Here is a 19,121-nt window from a genome sequence, read left to right on the forward strand (position 1 = left end):
CCACCGCCCCCGGCGGCTGTTACAAAGAAGCCCGCTTCACCCCCGCTCCGACCGCCGCGCTCCTCACCCCGTGAGCGCGAGCCACCGGGGCGCGCGCACCCGGACGAACCGGGCGGCGCCGAAGCGGATGCGCCAGCCTCGATCAGGCACTGCCGCGCCTTCCGGATCAAGGGGTGCCAGGGACGTTTCCCCGGCCCCCGTTGTCGTAGAGAGGCCGACAGCTTGAGCCCGCAGATAACCAGAGACCCGCGCGAGCGCCGTGCCCCCGAACCGGGTTCGCACGTCCCCGCCACCGGCCGGGACGTCGTGATCATCGAGGACGACGAGACCCTCGGCCGCTCCGCCGCCGCCTGCATCGAACGCTGGGGGAGCACCGCCCACCGCCTGCCCCGACCCGACGACGACGCGCTGCGACGGCAGCTGAGCGGCCCCGTCGACAGCATCGCCATCGTGTCCCGCGACGACATGGTCGCCCTGCGCTACGCCCTGCTCGCCGAACACCTCAAGCCCGGCGTCCGCCTGGTCGTGACCATCTTCGACCGCACCGTCGCCGAGGAGGTCTCCCGGACCGTCCCCAACTGCACGGCCCTGAGCATGACCGACGCGATCCTGCCCAGCCTCCTGGCGAGCTGCCTCGCTCCCCGGTACGCGATGCTCCAGCCCGTCGGCGACGACCTCGTGGGCGTACGGCGGGAAGGCCTGGCCATGAACGTGGAGCACCTGCCGCGCCGGGCCCTCGCCACCGGGTTCGAGCCGCATCCGCGCAGCTCCGTAGCGGCCTGGTTCCGCTCCCTCGGCACGTCCGCGAAGGCGCTGGTCTGCAGCCTGATCGCGCTGCTTCTCGCCTACTCCGTGGATGTCGCGCTCGGCGTGCTCGTCCTGCACGAGCACTGGACCGAGGCGGTGTGGAACGCGGCCCGTACGCTCACCACGATCGGCTCCTCGCACGCCGCCGAGCACGGGCCCGGCTGGTACAAGGTGGTCTCCGCCGCCTCGATGATCGGCGTGCTCGTCCTGGCCGCCGTGTTCACCGCCGGTGTCGTCGACCGGTTCACCGGGCACCGGATGACCAGCATTCTCGGCGCCCGCTCCATCCCGCGCCGCAACCACGTCATCGTCGTCGGCCTCGGCCAGGTCGGCCTGCGCCTCTCGGCGCGGCTGCGGGACCTCGGCGTGAAGGTCGTCGCCGTCGAACGGAACCGGCAGGCCGCCTGCCTCCCGCTGGCCCGCTCCCTCGACATCCCCGTCGTCATCGGCCGCGGCGGCGACCGGTTCCTCCTGGAACGCCTCTCGGCCCGGCGGGCCCGCGCGCTCGCCGCGGTCGCCTCGGACGGCCTGGAGAACATCGCGGTCGCGGTCGCCACGCGGGCGGTCGCGGGGGACCAGCGCATCGTGCTGCGCGCGGGGGGCGACGCGGTCACGACGGAGTCGCAGTCCCTGTTCCGGATCGGCGCGGTCTGCGACTTCCCGCTGATCGTCAGCACGTTCGTCGCCGCGACGGTTCTCGATGCGGAGCTGCGGAGTGTGTTCGTGGCGGACGGCCGTACGTGTGCGCTGTTCGCGGACGACCGGGTGGTGGACCTGGGGACGTGGGACGCGGAGTCCTGAGCGCGCCCCCCGCGCCCCTGACGGGGCTGAAATTCAGCTACCCCACCACCCGCCGCCCCACAGTGAACCTCCCCAACACCTCCGGGATCGGTTCGATCCCGATCCCAGGCCCCTGCGGCACCGCCAGATACCCGTCCTGAAGGACGAACGGCTCCGTCAGATCCTCCGCGAAGTACCGCGACGACGCCGACGTGTCGCCGGGCAACGTGAACCCGGGCAGCGCGGCCAGCGCCAGGTTCGGGGCGCGGCCGACGCCCGTCTCCAGCATGCCGCCGCACCACACTGGCACCCCCGCCGCCCGCGACAGATCGTGGATCCGGCGGGCCTCCAGATAGCCGCCCACCCGCGCCGGCTTGATGTTGACGACCCGGCACGCCTCCATCGCGATCGCCGCGGCCGCGTCCCGCGCCGAGTGGATCGACTCGTCCAGGCAGACCGGCGTCGCGAGCCGCTGCTGCAACCGCGCGTGCTGGAACAGGTTGTCCTCGTCCAGCGGCTCCTCGATGAGCAGCAGCCCGAACTCGTCCAGTTTCCGCAGGTGTTCGGCGTCCTCGAGGCCGTACGCCGTGTTGGCGTCGACCTGCAGCGGCAGCTCGTCCCCGAACCGCTCACGCACCGCGCGCACGGGCTCCAGGTCCCACCCCGGCTCTATCTTCAGCTTGATCCGGACGTACCCCTCGTCCAGGTACTGCTGCACGTCGTCGAGGAGCTCCGGGATCGACGGCTTGATGCCGACCGAGACGCCCGACGGCACCCGGTCGTGCACCGCGCCCAGGAACGTCGCGAACGACATTCCGGCCGCGCGCAGTTCGGCGTCGAGCAGCGCCGTCTCCAGGGCCGCCTTCGCCATGTAGTGGCCCTTGACCGCCGCCATCGCGGGCCCGGCCTTCGCCGTGGTCAGATCCCGTACGGCGGCGACCCGCGGCACCAGGAAGTCGCGCAGCACGAGTTCCGCGCCGGCCGTGAACTCCGAGCTGTACAGCGGGTCCGGGTCGCCGCCGAACTCCGCCCAGCCCTCGGCCGCGTCCGTCTCGACCCTCAGCAGGAACGTGTCCTTACTGGTCATCGTGCCGAAGGAGGTACGGAACGGCTTCACCAACGGCACCGCGATGTGCACTAGTTCGACACGCTCGATCTTCATCTCAGCCCTCCTGGGCGGTCGTCGGGGTGGGGGTGGGTGTGGGGGTGCCGCTCGCGGAACGGGAGCGGGTCAGCAGATACCAGCCGTCGCGCGAGAAGGCCGACGCCTCGTACCCGTCGGCGAACGCCTCGGTGAACACCTCGCGCACCGCGTGCCGCCAGCGCAGCGCCAGGGGCATGTCCTTCGCCCGCAGCGCGAGCACGTCCCCGGGCACCCGGCACCACCACCGCTCCCCGGACCGCAGCGCGAGCGGCGCCCCGTCCGGGGCCCGGCGGACCACCTCGGCCCCGGCCCGCCCGGCCGTGCCGTCGTCGACGTCGTGGCGGGGGGCGCACAGGTCCCAGGTGACGGTGAGCCGGTCGCTCTCGTCGCCGCCGTTGAACCCGTCGTCGAGCCGGCCGTAGAAGTCGACGACGTACTCCGTGCCGAGCCCGCCCAGCTTCACCAGGTTGAAGCGCGCGTTCCGGCCGAGCAGCGGGTCGAACGTCCACTGCATGCGTTCGGCGCCCCGCTCAAGGGACCACAGCCGCTGGGCCTGCTTCACGGCGAGGCCCACACCCCGGTCGGACGTGGCCGCCGCAGCCACCAGGGAGTACACGGCCCGCTCCGCCGGCGGCTTGAACACCAGCACGGCCGCTCCGACGAGCCGGTCCCCGGCGTACGCGGCATGCACCGCGCCGCCCGCGTGCACCGCGCTGATCAAGACGTCGGCGGGCAGCGGCGGCGCACCCGGCGGGGTGCCCCAGGTCTCGGCGAGGAAGTCCGTCACGGCAAGGACACCGGCCAGATCGCCGACGGTCCGGACCGTGACACCGGCGGCGGTCGCCGCGTCGGCCGCCGCACGCGCCGCCCGCTCCAAGGCATCGCTCCCGTGCGCCGCCCGCTCCAGGGCACCGCTCCCGCTCCCCGCACCGGGCGGCGCCGCACCACTTGCTGTCGTAGCACTGATCATGGCTGCCAGTCTGGGCACCGGAACGGCGGCCGTCTTTGCGCGTTCGTGCAAGGCTCACCCCGTCCCGTGATGCGATCCGCCAAGCGGCAGGTCCGCACCGGACGCGAGAATCGCCCTGCGACGCAGCCGTACGGGAGGAACACATGGAAGGCGACTGCACCCTGGAGGCCCTGCTCGACACCCTCGGGCAGCCGGCGCTCCGCCTGGTCACCGCGCCCGCGGGCACCGCGGTCCCCGTCACGGAGGTCCTCCTCCACGACCTCGGGACGCCCGTGCCGTACACACCGGGCGGACTCCTCCTCGCGGTCGGCCTGCGCGCCGACGCCGCCGCCGAGCTCGTACCGGCCGTCGCCGAGGCAGGCCTGACCGGGCTCGTCGTCCGGGGCGAGGGCGGGCCCGCCGAAGCCGCCCGCACCCACGGGGTGGCGCTGCTCGCCGTCGACGAGGACGTGTCCTGGCACCGTGTGCACCTGCTGATCGCCTCGGCCGTCGAGGCCGGACCCGCGCCCGTCGCGCAGGGCACCGGCGCCTCCGCGCTCGGCGACCTGTTCGCCCTGGCCAACGCGATCGCCGCGGCCGGCGGCGGCGCCACCACCGTCGAGGACCCGCGCCAGCGCATCCTCGCCTACTCCACCATCGACGGGCAGGTCATCGACGACAGCCGCCGCCAGGGCATCCTCGGCCGCCAAGTGCCCGGCAGCCGCGAGAACACCGAGCAGTACCGCCGACTCCACGCCGCGGCCCACCCGTTGCGGCTCCCCGGCACCGAGCCCGGCGAGATCGAACGGCTCGCCGTCGCCATCCGCGCGGGCGGCGAGATCCTCGGCTCCCTCTGGATGATCGACAGCGGCCGGCTCGCACCCGACGCCGAGGAGATCCTCGCCCAGGGCGCCTCCACCGCCGCCTTCCACCTGCTGCGCGCCCGCGCCGCCGAGGACCTCACCCGCCACCAGTACGGGGACCTCCTGCACCGCCTCCTGAACGGCACCGCGGCTCCCGCGACCGCGGCCCGCAGGCTCGGCTTCGCCGAGGACAGCCCCGTCCGGGTCGTCGCGTTCGTCCTCGACGCCGCCCCCGGCGACGAACCCGCCGCCCCCGCCGACAGCGCGCAGGCCACCCTGCGCCTCCTCGACCACGTCCGCCTCCAGTGCGGGGCCCGCTACGGCCGGCACGCCTGCGTCGTCATCGACCACGTGGTGTACGCACTGCTGCCCGACGCGGGCCAGGACGGCGGCCGCCAGCGCCGCCTCATCGAGGACATCGCCGGGCAGGCCACCCGCGCGCTGCGCATCCCCGTGCGCGCCGGACTCGGCGGCACGGTCGCGGGCCTCGCCGACGTCGCCCGCTCCCGCGACGACGCCGACCGCGTCCTCACCGTCCTGGAGGACGACCGCGGCGTCGCCGCCATCGAGGACGTACGCCCCCGCGTCACCCTGCTGCGCCTCGGCGAGATCCTCGCCCACCGCACGGACCTGTCGACCGGCCCGTGGCAGGGCGTCCTCGCGTACGACGAGCAGCACGGCACCGACTACGCGGGCACCCTCATCGCGTACTTCGACGCGGGCTGCGACATGGCGGGCGCCGCCCGGCTCCTCGCCGTCCACCCCAACACGTGCCGCTACCGCCTGAAGCAGATCAGGGAACACCTGGACATCGATCTCGGCGACCCGGACGAACGGCTCGTCCTCTGGTTGCACCTGCGGATCCTCGCGCGGCTGCGGGCGCCCGGGCGGGCCTGAGCACTCCGGCCTGCTCGGCCCGCCCAAGTCCGCCCGCACCGCTCACGCCATCAGCCAGTCGCCCAACGCCGCCCGCACCGCCCGCAGTTCGGCCACCGGCACGTACTCCCCGGGTGTGTGCGCGAGGGACGGGTCGCCCGGCCCGAAGTTCAGCGCCGGGACGCCCGCGGCCGCGAAGCGGGACACGTCCGTCCAGCCGAGCTTGGCCCGCGGCTCTGTCCCCAGGCGGGCCAGGAGCGAGGCGGCCGCGGGGCGGGCGAGACCCGGCAGCGCGCCCGCGACGACCTCGGTCACCCGCACCTCGTACTCCGGGAACAGCGCACGCACCAGCGCCTCCGCCTCCTTCGGTGAACGGCTCGGCGCGAAGCGGAGGTTGACGGTGACCACGCACGCGTCGGGTACGACATTGCTCGCCACCCCCGCCCGTACCGCCACCGCGCTCAACGCCTCCCGGTACACCAGACCGTCGATCACCACGTCCCGTACGTCCCGCTCGTCGAGGCGGCGCAGGACCTCGGCCGCGCGGTGGGCCGCGTTCACACCCTGCCAGGGGCGGGCGGTGTGCGCGCGGGCGCCCCGTACGACAACGTCCGCCGTGAGGAAGCCCTGGCAGCCGCCCTCCACCAGGCCGCCCGACGGTTCCATCAGGATCGCCAGATCACCCGCGAGCAGCTCGGGCCGCTCGGCGGCGATTCGGCCGAGACCGTTGCGTTCGATGTGCGCCTCCTCGCACTCGTAGAACACGTACGTCACGTCCCGTGTCGGCGCCGGGACGGTCACCGCGGTGTGCAGGGCGACGGCCACACCGCCCTTCATGTCGCAGGCCCCGAGCCCGTACACCCGCCCGTCCACGAGCTGCGAGGGCAGGTTGTCGCAGGCCGGAACGGTGTCCAGGTGCCCGGCGATCACGACCCGCTCCGCCCGGCCGAGATCGGTACGGGCGACGACCGAATGCCCGATCCGCTCGACCTCCAGATGCGGCGCGGCCCGCAGCGCACACTCCACCGCGTCCGCGAGCACCTCCTCCGCTCCGCTCTGAGACGGCACGTCGACCAACGCGCGCGTCAACTCGACCAGATCCGCCGCCGGTTGAAGAACGACCTCGTCGTACGTCATGCCCCCGCCTCCACATCCGCCTTCGCCGCCTCGACGTGTCCGTCCGGCTCCCGCAGCGCCGAGTGCCGGTGGCCGAAGCACAGGTAGAGCACCGCGGCGAGCGCCAGCCAGCAGCCGAAGAGCGTCCAGGTCACCCCGGGCAGCAGCCAGGCGAGATACAGGCAGGACACCGCCGACAGGATCGGCACGACCGGGTACAGCGGCACCCGGTACGAGCGCGGCGCGTCCGGCGCGATCCGGCGCAGCACCACCACCGCGGCCGCCACCGCCACGAACGCGATCAGTGTGCCCATGCTCGTCAGGTCGGCCAGGTACTGCAGCGGCACGAACGCCGCGAGGCCACCGACGAGCGAGCCCACGAACCAGGTGTTCCGCACGGGCGTGTGCCGCTTCCGGTCGACCCGGCGGAACACCTGCGGAACCAGTCCGTCCCGCGCCATCGAGAACACGATGCGCGTCTGCCCGTACAGCGTGACCAGCACGACGCTGAAGATGGAGACGACGACACCGGCCGAGAGGACCAACGCGGGCCAGCTCGCGCCCGTCACGTCCCGCAGGATCTGCGCGAGCACGGCCTCACCCGCGTCCGCCTGCTCGCCGAACCGCGCGGCCGGCTGGGCGCCGAGCGCCGCCACCGACACGAGGATGTAGAGCGCGGTGACCGTGGCGAGCGTCAGCATCAGCGCGAGCGGAATGGTGCGCCGCGGATCGCGCACCTCCTCGCTCGCGGTCGCCACGGTGTCGAAGCCCACGTACGTGAAGAACACCCCGGACGCGGCAAGACCCACACCCGTCATGCCGTGCGGGGCGAAGTCCGCGAAGTTGCCGCTGTCGAAGGCGGTGAACGCCACGGCGGCGAAGAACAGCAGCACCAGGATCTTCACGGTCACCATCACCGCGTTCACGGCCGCCGACTCGCGCGTGCCCCGCGCGAGCAGCAGGGAGCAGAGCAGCACCACGACCAGCGCCGGCACGTTCACCAGGCCACCGGCGCCCGGCGGTTGACTGATCGCGTCCGGCAGCGTGAAGCCGAACAGCGTGCCGGTGACCTCGTTCAGATACTGCCCCCAGCTCACCGCCACGGTCGACGCGGCCACCCCGTACTCGAGGACCAGACACCAGGCCACGAGATACGCGGCCCCCTCGCCAAGGGAGGCGTACGCGTAGGAGTACGTGCTCCCCGCCACCGGCACCGCACCCGCCAGCTCGACGTAGCAGAGCGCACCGAGGCCCGCGACGACGGCCGCCAGGACGAACGCCAGGATCACCGCGGGCCCGGCCTTCGGCACGCCCGTGCCGAGGACGAAGAAGATGCCGGTGCCGATGACGGAGCTGATGCCGATCAGCGTCAACTGGCCGAGCCCCATGGTGCGTTGCAGTCCGCCCGACCCCTCGGCGCCGGCCTCCTCGATCATCGAATCCAGCGGTTTGCGGCGGCACAGCCGGCCGGCCCATCTGCCCATGAGTCCTCCTGGAGATCCCCTCGCACCCCCGGCTGCAGCCAGGGATGCGGGGGATCTTCCGGGAACGCCACGGGCCGGACAACGGTGGATCCGCACAACCGGGGCCACCGTCATTGGCCGATACGACAGTCATGGGCCGATGCGACAGTCACCGGCCGCGCCCGGTGCGCCCGCGCGGCTCAGTCGGTGAAGTTGCTGCCGAGGCGCGGCGTTCCCGCGGTGGAGATGCCCACGTCCGAGGCGTAGATGCCGCCGGGGGAGGTGAGCGAGCCGTCGGCGCCCGAGTCCAGGACGTGCACGGCGCCGTTGCCGCCGTTCTCGCCGTAGGCCCCGATGACGACGTCGTCGCGGCCGTCGCCGTTCAGGTCGTCGAGGTGCACGTCCGAGCCGAAGAAGTCGTCGGTCTCACCGGAGTTGGGCACTCCGGGCGTGTTCTGCTCCAGGAAGCGCGCACCCTCACCGGTGATGCCGGACCCGTCCGCCGCCCCGTACAGCACGGTCACCGCGCCCGCATCGAGGACGCCGTCCAGGTCCTCGCCGGGAGCGCCGACGACCAGGTCGAGCCGGCCGTCCCCGTTCACGTCGCCGAGCTCGAGCTCGGCGCCGAACACGTCGTTCTGCTCACCGCCGCCCGGCACGCCCGCCGTGTCCTGGCTGAACGTGTCGGTGCCGCCGTCGGGCCCGCTCGCCGCACCGCGCACCACGTGCACGGCTCCGCCCTTGCGGGCCCCGGCTATGCCCTCGTCCCACAGCATGCCGATGACGATGTCGCCGTACCCGTCGCTGTCGGTGTCACCCACGTCCGTGATGTGCCCGCCGGGCAGCCGCTGCGCCCCGCTCGCCGTGACACCGGCCGCACTGCCCGGCAGCCAGAAGTTGGCGTTGTACGTGTCGGACTTGTCGAAGCCGTCGACGATCAAGTCCTCCCGGCCGTCCGCGTTCACATCGCCCGAGTGCAGGTTGAGCGGCCCGGTGCCCGCTTCGTTCAGCACGGGCGGCACCACGGTGTAGTGGCGGCCGACCGCGCCGGTGCGCGAGATGCCCCCGGAGAACACGTCGAGCGTCGCCGCGCCGGAGCGCGCGCCCACGACCAGGTCGTCCCGCCCGTCCCCGTCGAAGTCGCCGGCCTCCAGGGTGCCGCCGAAGGTGTCGTGCTGGGTGGGCCGCGGGTCCTTCACCGTCGTCCCCGTGGACAGTCCGCTGGCGGACCCCCACAGGACGGTGACGCTGCCGCCGTCGACGTCGCTGCCGACATCCTCGCGGACGGTGCCCACGGCCAGGTCGTCGTAGCCGTCGCCGTCGAAGTCGCCGTGCGCGCTGTCGGAGCCGAACAGGTCGTCCTTCTCGGCGGCGCCGGGCACCCCGGCCGAGTTCTGGCTGAACGTGACGGAACGGGGGCCACCCGGCTGCCCGTAGAGCGCGGTGACCTGCCCGGCCTCCGCCTGCCCGGCCACGTGCGCGCCGGCGGCGGACACGGCGGTGTCCGCGTACCCGTCGTTGTTGAAGTCGGCCCGGTCGGCCCGGTCGGCGGCGGCCGGGTCCGGTGCCTCGACGGCCGCGGCGGTCCCGGTGGCGGTCGCGACGACCCCTCCGCTCAACGCGACCACCACGGCGGTGGCGGCGGCCATCCCCATCCGTCCGGGCCGCTGCGCGGGCGTGCCGGGTCTGTGCTTGGACATGCGGTGCTTGGGCATGCGGTTCTCTCCTACGGCATAGGGGAGGCCGGACCGGCCACCCCTCCGACGAACGCCGACCGCCCCGGTTCGCCGGGTGTTCTCCCGTACGTCACCGGGCGGTTGGCGATCAGGAGACCGCTGGAGGGGATCAAGGGTTGTACGAGCTTTGGCCGGCGGCCGACGAGCGGGTGCGGCCGGGCAAGTCAGGGGGAGTCGCGGCACGGTGACGGCCCGCCCCGTAAGATCCCCGAAGGGATGGGGCCCGTAGCGCAGGGGTTGTCGCGCCTTCACCGCATGTGGGAGGACGCCGGTTCGAATCCGGCCGGCCCCATCCCATCCCGTCCCGTCCCGGGGCCCCGCCTCCGGTCGGCGCGCCGATCGGCGAAAATGGTCGTGTCCACCCGTTCCGCCAGCGAGGAGCACGCGCGCACATGGCCAGTTCCGCCTCCACCCCGAGGCCGCCGACGATCGCCGATGTGGCGCGGGTCGCCGGGGTTTCGCGTACGACCGTGTCGCACGCGCTCAACGGGCTCGGCAAGGTCGACCCGCGGACGCGGGAGCGGATCAAGAAGGTCGCGGCCGAGCTCGGGTACCGGCCCAACCTCCGCGCCCAGCGGCTGCGGCGGGGCCAGGCGAAGGCCATCGCGCTCGCCTCCTCCATGCCGTTCGCCGTCGCGGGCGGGCCCTCTCGGCTCGGGTTCTACATGGAGGTCGCCGCCGCCGCCGCGGAGAGCGCGCTGCTGCACGACTACGCGCTCGTGCTCGTACCGCCCGTGCAGTCCGGATCCGCGCTGTACTCCGTCGACATCGACGGAGCCATCGTCGTCGAGCCGGACGTCCAGGACGCCGCCGCCGCGCAGCTGCGGGCGCGCGGGCTTCCGTACGTGGCGCTCGGCCGGCCCGTGGCGCCCGACGAGGACGCCCCGTACGTCGACCTGCACGGCGGCCTCGTCGCCGAGCTGCTCCTCGGCCATCTGCGCGAACAGGGCGCCGCCCACCCGGCGTTGATCGTCGGCGCCGGGTCCCGGCACTCGACCGTCGACGCACTCGCCGCGTACGAGCGCCTCGCCGCCGAGCACGGCTGGGACCCGATCGTGGCCAGGGTCCCGGAGTCCGGCGGCGAGCAGGCGGGGTACGAGCAGTGCGCCGCGCTGCTCGCCGACCACCCCGAGACCGACGCGGTCTGCGCCCTCGTGGACGCCTTCGCGGTGGGCGCGGTCCGGGCGATCCGGGACAGCGGGCGCAGCGTGCCCGACGACGTCATGGTCGTCACCCGGTACGACGGACTCCGCGCCCGCACCTGCGAACCGCCCCTCACCGCGGTCGACCTGCACCTCGACCAAGTCGCCGCGGACGCAGTGGAGTTGCTCCTCGCGCGGCTGCGCGGCGACACCGAGGTGTCCGCCACCGCGACCGCCCCGGAGCCCCGCCTGATCGCCCGGCAGTCGTCGGTACGCGGCAACCCTCGAACCCCGTAGGCCGTGTCCGTAAAGTCCCGCCTGCCCGCCGGGCGGACGACGGGACTTTACGGACACGGCCTAGCAACGACCCCGCGCTCACACGCCGAGCATCAGCACCACCCCCGACACCAACGCGAAGACAAGCACGAACAACCGCATCCTGCGGGCGTCCAGGCGATGGTGCACGAGGCGGCTCAGCCACGCGCCCGCCGCGATCGCCGGTAGCAGCACCACCGCGTCGCCGAGCTCCGCGACCTGGGCCTTGCCCGTCGCGAACAGCAGGATCAGGGACGCCACTTCGCCCACGAGGAAGCATGTGGCCACCGTGGAGCGGAGCTCCGCGGGCGGGCGGTGCTGGTACACCAGGGCCAGCGGCGGACCGCCCACCCCCGTCGCCGTCTCCGTCAGACCGGTCACCGCACCCGCACCGAGATACGCGCCCCGGCCGGGCTCGAACGCGGGCGCCGCCAGACTCACCACAGCCGCGAGCACCGTCGCGATGCCCACGAACAGGCCGAGGCTGCGCTCCGGGATCAGCCACAGCAGCGCGAGCCCCGCCGGGGTCGCCGCGAGCCGCGCGCCCGTGATCCAGCCCGCGCCGCGCAGATCGAGCGAGGCCCGTTCACGCCACGCCACGTACAGATTGAGCGGGATCATAGAGGCGAGCACGAAGACCGGGACCAGGCCCGGGTCCACGATCCCGGCCACCGGCGCCACGATCAGCGCGAAGCCGAGACCGCTGCTGCCCTGGACGAACGCGGCGACCGCCACCGTGACGGCGAGCACCGCCAACGTCATGACGCTCACTGCGCCGTACCCCGCTCCCGTACGCGGGCGGCCTCCCGCGCACGGACCACCTCCCGCGCCGTCATGGACGTCGGATGCGCCCGGGTGATCTCCGCCCGCCCCACGGCCGAACGCGCCAGCTCCGCGGCCCGCCGTACGAGCGCGGGGCCGTCCCAGTCCGTCGGCAGGCCGTGCCACATCCGCAGCAGGCCGTCGACGAACACGGCGCTGATCTGGTCCCGGTTGCCGCGCCGCACCAGCTCCCACGGCAGGTCCCAGGAGAACGCCAGCTCCGGCGTCTCGACGTCGACCAGGAGGAAGTCGGCCGCGAGGCCCGCGGCGACCGTGCCCGTACGCGCGCCGAGGCCGACGGCGTCCGCGCCGCCCCGGCTCGCGTGCTCCAGCCACGTCCAGCCCGCGCCGCAGGACGAGTCGCCGGTGGCCAGGCCGTACGCGAGCCGCTGCGCGAACTCGGCGGCCTCCGCGAGCCGGAAGCCGTCGCCGCGCGTGCCGTCCGTGCCGAGACCGAACCGGATCCCGCGCTCGGCCATGGCGGTGGCGGGAGCGACCGCGTTGCCCTTCCAGGCGCTGGCGACGGGGTTGTAGCTCACCGCCGTGCCGGTGTCGGCGAGCAGCGTCAGCTCGCGCGGCGTCAGCAACGTGGCGTGCGCGCCCAGGAGTTGAGGGCCCAGGGCACCGATGCTGTGCAGGTACTCCAGGGGCCGCAGCCCGTGCCGCACGAGGGAGCGCTCGACGCCCGCCAGGTGCTCGTTGACATGGATCTGCACGACGGCCCCGGCCTCCGCCGCGAGCCGGGCCGTGCCCCGCAGCGTCGCCTCGGTGGCGGCCTCGGGGATGGAGACGGCCAGGGACGCGTGGACGAGCGGGTCGTCGGCGTAGCGGGCGAGATGCTTCTCGGCGTCGTCGAGGGCGGAACCACCCGGGTTGTCCACGTCGTTGCAGACCAGGCCGAGCACGCAGCGCAGACCGGCGTCCCGCGCGGCCGAGGCGACGACCTCCACGTCCACATCGGCCCGCGTACCGGCGTCCGCGACGGTCGTGAACCCGCCGCGCAGCGCCTCGTACGCCGCCAACTTGGCCGCCGTATAGGCCGATTCCTCGTCGAGCGCGCCTTCGAGCGGCACCCAGACCCGGCGGAAGATCTCCGAGGGCTCCCCGAAGGCGAGCGCGGAGCCGAAGCTCTGCGTGAGGTGGTGGTGCGCGTCCACGAACCCGGGCATCAGCAGATGGCCCGGCATCCGGACGGCCTGGAGCTCAGGGTGCGTACGCTCCAACTCCTCGGCGGGAGCGACGGCTTCGAAGCGGCCGTCGACCACGAGCACCGCGAGGCCGTCGACGGGCCCTTCGGGCAGCAGCACCGCGCCGGGGGCGAGGAGGAGCGGGCCGGGGGAGGAGAGGAGCGTGCGGTCGGGCTGGTTCATCGGTCGCTTTCTGTGCTTGCGGTGGAGGCCTCTGTGACCTCTGTGCGTACGGCTGAGGCTTCCGGGCTTGCGGTGGGGGCTTCTGCGCGTACGGGCGGGGATTCGGTGCGTTGGGGCGTGGTTTCTGTGCGTACGGGCGACAGGCGGGCGGCGATGCCCGGTCTGACGTGGTGGAAGAGGACGTTGAGGACGGCCGCGGTGAACGCGCCGACGGCGACGCCGCTCTCCAGGAGGATGCGGAGGTTCGGCGGGAAGCCCCCGTACACCCCGGGCACGAGGATCGGCAGCAGGCCGAGGGCGAGCGCGACGGCGCAGATGAACGTGCTGGTGTGCCGGTCGAGGTCGCTGCGGCCGAGCATCTGGATGCCGAGCACGGTGATGACGGCGAACACGACCATGGCGGTGCCGCCGACGACCGCCGACGGGATCACGCTGATCGCACGGGTCACCGGCGCCAGGAAGCCGATGACGATGAGCACCACGCCGGCGGCCGCGGTGACGAAGCGGCTGCGGACGCCCGTGACGCGGACGATGCCGATGTTCTCGCCGCTGGTGACGATGAGGGGGAGCCCGAAGAAGCCGCCGAAGAGGGAGGTGAGCGCGTCGCCGCGGACCGTCTTCGGGACGTCGGTCCGCTGATCGATCTCCTTGCCGACGGCCTCGGCGTTGATGACCGTCTGCCCGGTCGCCTCGGCCATCGACGCCAGGCTGTAGAGCATCAGCGGCAGCGCGGCGACGAGGTTGAACTGCGGTGAGCCGAACGGCATCAGCTGCGGGAGGTTGACCAGGCCGCCGCCCGACGCCTGCCCGAAGTCGACCGCGCCGATGGCGGCCGCGAGCGCCGTACCCGCCAACAGGCCCAGCATCACAGCGAGTTGGCGTACGACACCGTTGAACAGGAGGTAGCAGGCGACCGTGAAGCCGATCGTCGCCATGCCAAGGCCGAGGTTGAGCGGGTCGGCGAAGCCGGGAGTGCCGGGGCGGCCGGTGACGAGGACCGCGCCCACCTTCACCAGGTTCACGCCGACGATCACGATCATCGTGCCGATGACCAGGGCGGGGAAGAACCTGAGCAGCCGCGAGAACACCGGCAGGACGACGAAGCAGAAGAGTGCCGTCAGGACGACCGCACCGGTGGCGGTGCGCAGCCCGTGCTGCTCGGCGATCGCGAGGAACAGGATGAGCGGCGCCCCGCCCGGCAGCATCACGAACGGCAGCCGCGGCCCGAACTTCCAGGGCCCGAGCGACTGGATCAGCGACCCGACGCCGGACAGCACGAAGGCCGCGGAGAGCAGGTCGACGGTGAGATCGGCGTCGAGGCCGAGCGTGGCGCTCATCAGGAAGATCGCCGAGATCGGCGTGGCCGCCATGACGAGGACGTGCTGGATCCCGAAGAGCAGGATCCGGCCGAGGGGGCGGGATTCATCGACGGGGTGGGGCGCGGACGCCACGGGACCGGCGTCGGGGGCGGGGGTGGGGGCGGGTCCGGACACGGGTGGTTCCGCTGGTCCGGGCCGACTCTGACGGGGACTGAACACGTTCGGGCTCCGTTTCGGGGATACGGCACGCTCGGGTTCTTCAGCCGCGATCCGGCCCTGGACGGAGAGCCAAATCGATTTGGCCAAATCGATTTGGCCGCCAGTATGAGGGAGCGGGGTGGGGGAGAGTCAAGGGGGGCGGCGGGCCGCACGCACGGAGCGCGTTGTCCCGCCGCCTCGGAGACGGAGCGGTACGCGACCGTTCACGCCCCCGCGTCGGCGAACAACTCGGCGTACCGCCTGCGGAGTTCGGCCTTCTGTACCTTGCCCATGACGTTGCGGGGGAGTGCTTCCACGACGCGTACGGCACGCGGGTGCTTGAAGCGGGCGAGGTCGCCGGCGATGAAGGCGAGCAGCTCGTCGGCCTGCGGGTGCGCGCCAGGAGCCGGTACGACGACGGCCACGACCGTCTCCCCGAAGTCCGGGTGGGGCACGCCGATCACCGCTGATTCGAGGACGTCGGGGTGGGCGTCGATGAGCTCCTCGATCTCCTTGGGGTAGATGTTGTAGCCCCCGGAGATCACCAGGTCCTTGCCGCGGCCGACGATGCAGAGATAGCCGTCCTCGTCGATGCGGCCCAGGTCGCCGGTGATGAAGAAGCCGTCTGCGCGGAACTCGGAGGCGGTCTTCTCGGGCATCTGCCAGTAGCCGGTGAAGACGTTGGGGCCGCGGACCTCGATGCTGCCGACCTCGCCGTCCGGCAGCGCCTCGCCGGTCCTCTCGTCCACCACCCGGATCTCGGTTCCCGGCAGGGGTGTGCCGACCGTTCCGGGCTTGCGGGGCCCGCCCTCGTACGGGTTGCTGGTGTTCATGCCGGTCTCGGTCATGCCGTAGCGCTCCAGGATGGCGTGGCCGGTGCGGGCCTCGAACGCCTGGTGGTCGGCGGCGAGCAGTGGGGCCGAGCCGGAGACGAAGAGCCGCATCGGGGCGCAGGTCTCCGGGGTGAGGCGGTCGTGCTGCAGCAGTCGGGTGTAGAAGGTCGGTACGCCCATGAGGACCGTGGCCCGGGGGAGCAGGCCCACGATCGCGTCGGCGTCGAACTTGGGCAGGAAGTACATCGAGGCCCCGGCGGCGAGGGTCATGTTCGCGGCGACGAAGAGGCCGTGGATGTGGAAGATCGGCAGGGCGTGGATCAGCTGGTCGTCGGCGGTGAACTGCCAGGAGTCGAGCAGGGCGGAGCAGTTGGAGGCGAGGTTGCCGTGCGAGAGCACCGCGCCCTTGGACCGGCCGGTCGTGCCGGAGGTGTAGAGGATCGCGGCCGGATCGCCGGGCGAGGCGTCGAACACGGCCTCGTGGCGGGCGTCGCCGTCGAGGAGTGTGCCCTCACCGGATGCCCCGAGGGTCTCGACCACCATCCCGTCGAGCGCGCCCTGGTCGCCGCCCGCCGCACGCTCGGGGGAGCGGACGAGTACGCGGGGCCGGGCGTCCCCGATGAAGTACGCCGTCTCCGTGTCGGTGTACGCGGTGTTCAGAGGCAGGAACACCCCGCCCACCCGCAGCGTCGCCAGATACAGCGCGACCGCCTCCGGGGACTTCTCCACCTGCATGGCCACGCGGTCGCCCGACGTGACCCCGTCCGTGACGAGACGGGCCGCGATGCGCTGCACGGTCTCCTCGGTCTCGCGGTACGTGAGACACCGCCCGTCGGGCAGCTCGAAGAGCACCTTGTCGGGCCGCAGTCGGGCCTGCTCGGCGAAGGACTGGTGGATGGCGGTGAAGGGGGCCAGGGTGGGCACGGACGACATCGAGGGTGTTCCTTTCTCGTTCTCCGTGGCGGTGGGGAGGGCACCGGAGGCTTCGTGGGTGGTGGCGGCGGAGGCGTCGGCGGGGGAGGCGCTTGCTGTGGTGGTTTCGGTGGTGTCGGTTGCGTTGATGATCCGCCCGTGGTTCGCCGCCGCCGCGTCCGGCAGGACGTCCCGTGGGACATCCCGTGGGACATCCCGTGGGGCATCCCGCAGGACGTCGCGCAGCGGCCCGCCGACCGCCACGGTGCGGCGGCGGACATAGTCCTCGTGTCGGCGCTCCAACTCCCCCGGTTCGTAGCGGTAGTTGATCATCACGCCGTACGACTGCTCCCACGCCTCGGTGGAGTGGTTCGCGGGCCAGTCGATCTGCCAGGCGGCCGCCCCATTGCCCAGGTGGAAGCGGGCGACCGGGTCGAGCGGACATCCGTCGGCCCGCCGCTCGACCGTGACGTACCGGGCGACAGCGGGCAGAAGCCGGGGCCGTAGCCGCACGAGGTCCGCCGCGCTCAGGTCGGCCAGGCGCTCCACGGTCGCCAACTCCTCGGCGAGCGCGGCAAGTTCGGCGTCCGCCCGCTGCTCGTCGAGCCAGCGGCGGAACCCGGGGACGGGGGAGAGCGTCGCGAACTGCGTCAGATGCGGGAGCTGCTCCCCGACGTCCTCGATCACCTGCTTGATGAGGAAGCTCCCGAAGGACACCCCGGCGAGCCCGTCGAGCGCGTTGTTGATGGAGTACAGCGCCGCCGTGTCCGCCTCCAGCGGGTCGAGCGCAGGCCCGGGATCGAGGAGCGGGGCGATCCTGTCCGGCATGCCGCGCACCAGGGCGACCTCCACGAAGATCAGCGGTACGTCGCCGGTCGCCGGGTGGAAGAACGCGTACACGCGACGGTCCGCGGGCTGTACGCGGCGGCGCAGCTCGTCCCGGCCCGCCATCGGGTGGACCTTCTCGCCCCGTACCAGACGGTCGTGCAGCTCGGCGGGCGCGTCCCAGGTCACCTCGGCCATGCGCAGGAAGCCGCGGTTGAACCAGGAGGTGAGCAGGTGGTGGAAGTCGTGGTCGAGGGCCTGCAGTTCCGGCTGGTCCGGCATCAGGCGGCGCAGGTCGGCACGCATCCCGACGAGGGCGAGGGTGGCGTCGGGCGCGTGGTTCATCCGGCGGAGCAGCTGCTGGCGGGCCGGCTCGACCACGTCGAAGAGGCGCACCAGCTCCCGCTCGCCGCGGGCGCCGGAGTTGCGGGCGTCGTCCCAGCGGTGGAAGGCGGCGCGGACCTGGTAGGGGTCGACGTCGTAGGTGCGGGTGACGTGGGTGAAGAACGTCCGCTTGTCGTGGTCGTCGAGTTCGGCGTACGCGGCCAGGGCGCGGCCCGCGACGGCGCGCAGGGAGGCCTCGCCCACGTCGCTCATCAGGATCTCGCAGGCGACGAGGAGGTGGTCGAGCGGGGAGCCGGGCGCCGCTCCGGCGGCGGAGGCGGCGTCGCGGCCGGGCCGCCCCAGCGCCCGGAACAGGTCGGTCAGCAGCCAGCCGTCATGGCGATCCATCCGAGTTCCCTCCAGGTGTCCGGGCGGGGCCGTCTACGTACGTACGTAACAAAGCGGCGGCCTCCATATACATCGCGTACTCTGATGTATATAACGTGGGAACCGTAGGACACATGAACCGGATCCGCTACCCCTAGGGCAGCCCGACAACGTGAGCGCTCGGAGGTGCCCATGGCTCGAGTCCCGGAATCACAGCGCGTACGGGACGCGCTCGAGAACGCCGTCGTCGACGGCCGCTACCGCCCCGGCGAACGCCTCGACCCCGCCGAGCTGGAGCGGGAGTTCGGCTGCTCCCGCACGCCGGTCCGCGAGGCCCTCCAGGACCTGCAGCGCTCGGGACTCGTACAGATCCGCCCCAAACAGGGCACATACGTCACGGAGTTGAGCGTTCCCGAACTCGCGGAGCGCTTCGAAGTGATGGCCGAACTCGAAGGCATGGCCGCGCGGCTCTCCACGCGCCGCATCGAGCGCCGCACCCTCGACGAGCTGGAGGAAGCCCTCCGCGACTGCGAGACCCACGCGAGCGCCGGTGACGCGGACCGCTACTACTACGCCAATGCCCGCTTCCACGACACCATCTACGGCGCCTGCGGCAACGCCTACCTGCGGCAGCAGGCGCACACGCTCCAGCGTGCCCTGCAGCCCTACCGGCGCCTGCAGCTGCACGTCCCCGACCGGATGCGGCGCTCCCTGGCCGAACACCGCGTGATCGCCGCGGCCATCACCGACGGCGACGAGGAGGCCGCGGAGAACGCCGCCCGTGACCATGTGCTCGTCCAGGTCAAGGAGTTCAGCCATCTCGTACGGGCGTGGAACCAGGTGCGGGAGCCGGTGCGGCAGGGCGGATGAGGCCCGGGGGCCGGGCCCGGCGAGGGCAATGGGCCCATGCTGGAGCAGATGAAGTCCCGGTCCGCGACCG

The 19,121-nt window shown here is 72.8% G+C and carries 13 protein-coding genes and 1 tRNA gene; 5 read left to right on the forward strand and 9 right to left on the reverse strand.

Going from position 1 to position 19,121, the window contains the following annotated elements:
* Positions 1 to 222: 222 nt before the first annotated feature.
* Positions 223 to 1,608: an NAD-binding protein gene (locus RCO28_RS37040; protein WP_308945784.1), complete on the forward strand. Its 1,386-nt coding sequence runs from the start codon at positions 223 to 225 to the stop codon at positions 1,606 to 1,608.
* A gap of 37 nt (positions 1,609 to 1,645) precedes the next feature.
* Here the strand turns inward: RCO28_RS37040 and menC are convergent, their stop codons facing one another.
* Positions 1,646 to 2,749: an o-succinylbenzoate synthase gene (menC, locus tag RCO28_RS37045; RefSeq protein WP_308945785.1), complete on the reverse strand. Its 1,104-nt coding sequence runs from the start codon at positions 2,747 to 2,749 to the stop codon at positions 1,646 to 1,648.
* Position 2,750: 1 nt separating this feature from the next.
* Positions 2,751 to 3,701: a chorismate synthase gene (locus tag RCO28_RS37050; protein WP_308945786.1), complete on the reverse strand. Its 951-nt coding sequence runs from the start codon at positions 3,699 to 3,701 to the stop codon at positions 2,751 to 2,753.
* Positions 3,702 to 3,844: 143 nt separating this feature from the next.
* Between RCO28_RS37050 and RCO28_RS37055 the strand changes: the two genes are divergently transcribed.
* Entirely contained in the window at positions 3,845 to 5,440 is a 1,596-nt protein-coding gene (locus RCO28_RS37055) for a helix-turn-helix domain-containing protein (protein ID WP_308945787.1), read from the forward strand.
* 42 nt (positions 5,441 to 5,482) lie between these two features.
* Here RCO28_RS37055 and dapE read toward each other — a convergent pair whose 3' ends face one another.
* From dapE to RCO28_RS37070, 3 genes are all read right to left on the reverse strand, one after another.
* On the reverse strand, positions 5,483 to 6,556 hold the full coding sequence (gene dapE, locus RCO28_RS37060) for a succinyl-diaminopimelate desuccinylase (RefSeq protein WP_308945788.1): 1,074 nt from the start codon (positions 6,554 to 6,556) through the stop codon (positions 5,483 to 5,485).
* Positions 6,553 to 8,019 (reverse strand): APC family permease, encoded by a 1,467-nt coding sequence (locus tag RCO28_RS37065; RefSeq protein ID WP_308945789.1) that lies wholly within the window; start codon positions 8,017 to 8,019, stop codon positions 6,553 to 6,555. Before RCO28_RS37065 ends, dapE begins: the two co-directional genes overlap by 4 nt.
* Before the next feature lie 179 nt (positions 8,020 to 8,198).
* Positions 8,199 to 9,713, reverse strand: a complete 1,515-nt coding sequence (locus RCO28_RS37070; RefSeq protein ID WP_374991322.1) for an FG-GAP repeat protein — start codon at positions 9,711 to 9,713, stop codon at positions 8,199 to 8,201.
* 239 nt (positions 9,714 to 9,952) lie between these two features.
* Between RCO28_RS37070 and RCO28_RS37075 the strand changes: the two genes are divergently transcribed.
* Positions 9,953 to 10,026 (forward strand) — tRNA-Ala (locus RCO28_RS37075).
* Positions 10,027 to 10,126: 100 nt separating this feature from the next.
* Positions 10,127 to 11,173, forward strand: a complete 1,047-nt coding sequence (locus tag RCO28_RS37080) for a substrate-binding domain-containing protein (protein ID WP_308945790.1) — start codon at positions 10,127 to 10,129, stop codon at positions 11,171 to 11,173.
* Between the two features lie 78 nt (positions 11,174 to 11,251).
* Here the strand turns inward: RCO28_RS37080 and RCO28_RS37085 are convergent, their stop codons facing one another.
* The 4 genes from RCO28_RS37085 to RCO28_RS37100 all read right to left on the reverse strand — a co-directional run bounded on the left by RCO28_RS37085 (position 11,252) and on the right by RCO28_RS37100 (position 18,202).
* Positions 11,252 to 11,962 carry a sulfite exporter TauE/SafE family protein gene (locus RCO28_RS37085; RefSeq protein WP_308945791.1) on the reverse strand — a complete coding sequence of 237 codons (711 nt, stop codon included), beginning with the start codon at positions 11,960 to 11,962 and terminating at the stop codon, positions 11,252 to 11,254.
* Positions 11,959 to 13,383, reverse strand: coding sequence for an amidohydrolase family protein (locus tag RCO28_RS37090; RefSeq protein ID WP_308945792.1), 1,425 nt, complete (start codon positions 13,381 to 13,383; stop codon positions 11,959 to 11,961). Before RCO28_RS37090 ends, RCO28_RS37085 begins: the two co-directional genes overlap by 4 nt.
* On the reverse strand, positions 13,380 to 14,876 hold the full coding sequence (locus RCO28_RS37095) for a uracil-xanthine permease family protein (protein ID WP_308945793.1): 1,497 nt from the start codon (positions 14,874 to 14,876) through the stop codon (positions 13,380 to 13,382). Before RCO28_RS37095 ends, RCO28_RS37090 begins: the two co-directional genes overlap by 4 nt.
* 248 nt (positions 14,877 to 15,124) lie before the next feature.
* A complete protein-coding gene (locus RCO28_RS37100; protein ID WP_308945794.1) occupies positions 15,125 to 18,202 on the reverse strand; it encodes an AMP-binding protein in 3,078 nt (1,025 codons plus the stop codon).
* Positions 18,203 to 18,373: 171 nt separating this feature from the next.
* Here RCO28_RS37100 and RCO28_RS37105 point away from each other — a divergent pair, with 171 nt between their 5' ends.
* The gene (locus RCO28_RS37105; RefSeq protein ID WP_308945795.1) at positions 18,374 to 19,051 is read left to right on the forward strand and encodes a GntR family transcriptional regulator; all 678 of its coding nucleotides are present in this window, start codon (positions 18,374 to 18,376) and stop codon (positions 19,049 to 19,051) included.
* Positions 19,052 to 19,121: the final 70 nt, after the last annotated feature.

The sequence above is a fragment of the Streptomyces sp. LHD-70 genome (assembly GCF_031157275.1).
Taxonomy (GTDB): Bacteria; Actinomycetota; Actinomycetes; order Streptomycetales; family Streptomycetaceae; genus Streptomyces.

Excerpts from the sequence above, each read along its gene's own strand:
- menC (WP_308945785.1), bottom strand. The coding sequence starts at position 2,749 with ATGAAGATCGAGCGTGTCGAACTAGTGCACATCGCGGTGCCGTTGGTG.
- RCO28_RS37050 (WP_308945786.1), bottom strand. The coding sequence starts at position 3,701 with ATGATCAGTGCTACGACAGCAAGTGGTGCGGCGCCGCCCGGTGCGGGG.
- RCO28_RS37055 (WP_308945787.1), top strand. The coding sequence starts at position 3,845 with ATGGAAGGCGACTGCACCCTGGAGGCCCTGCTCGACACCCTCGGGCAG.
- dapE (WP_308945788.1), bottom strand. The coding sequence starts at position 6,556 with ATGACGTACGACGAGGTCGTTCTTCAACCGGCGGCGGATCTGGTCGAG.
- RCO28_RS37065 (WP_308945789.1), bottom strand. The coding sequence starts at position 8,019 with ATGGGCAGATGGGCCGGCCGGCTGTGCCGCCGCAAACCGCTGGATTCG.
- RCO28_RS37070 (WP_374991322.1), bottom strand. The coding sequence starts at position 9,713 with ATGCCCAAGCACCGCATGTCCAAGCACAGACCCGGCACGCCCGCGCAG.
- RCO28_RS37080 (WP_308945790.1), top strand. The coding sequence starts at position 10,127 with ATGGCCAGTTCCGCCTCCACCCCGAGGCCGCCGACGATCGCCGATGTG.
- RCO28_RS37090 (WP_308945792.1), bottom strand. The coding sequence starts at position 13,383 with ATGAACCAGCCCGACCGCACGCTCCTCTCCTCCCCCGGCCCGCTCCTC.
- RCO28_RS37100 (WP_308945794.1), bottom strand. The coding sequence starts at position 18,202 with ATGGATCGCCATGACGGCTGGCTGCTGACCGACCTGTTCCGGGCGCTG.
- RCO28_RS37105 (WP_308945795.1), top strand. The coding sequence starts at position 18,374 with ATGGCTCGAGTCCCGGAATCACAGCGCGTACGGGACGCGCTCGAGAAC.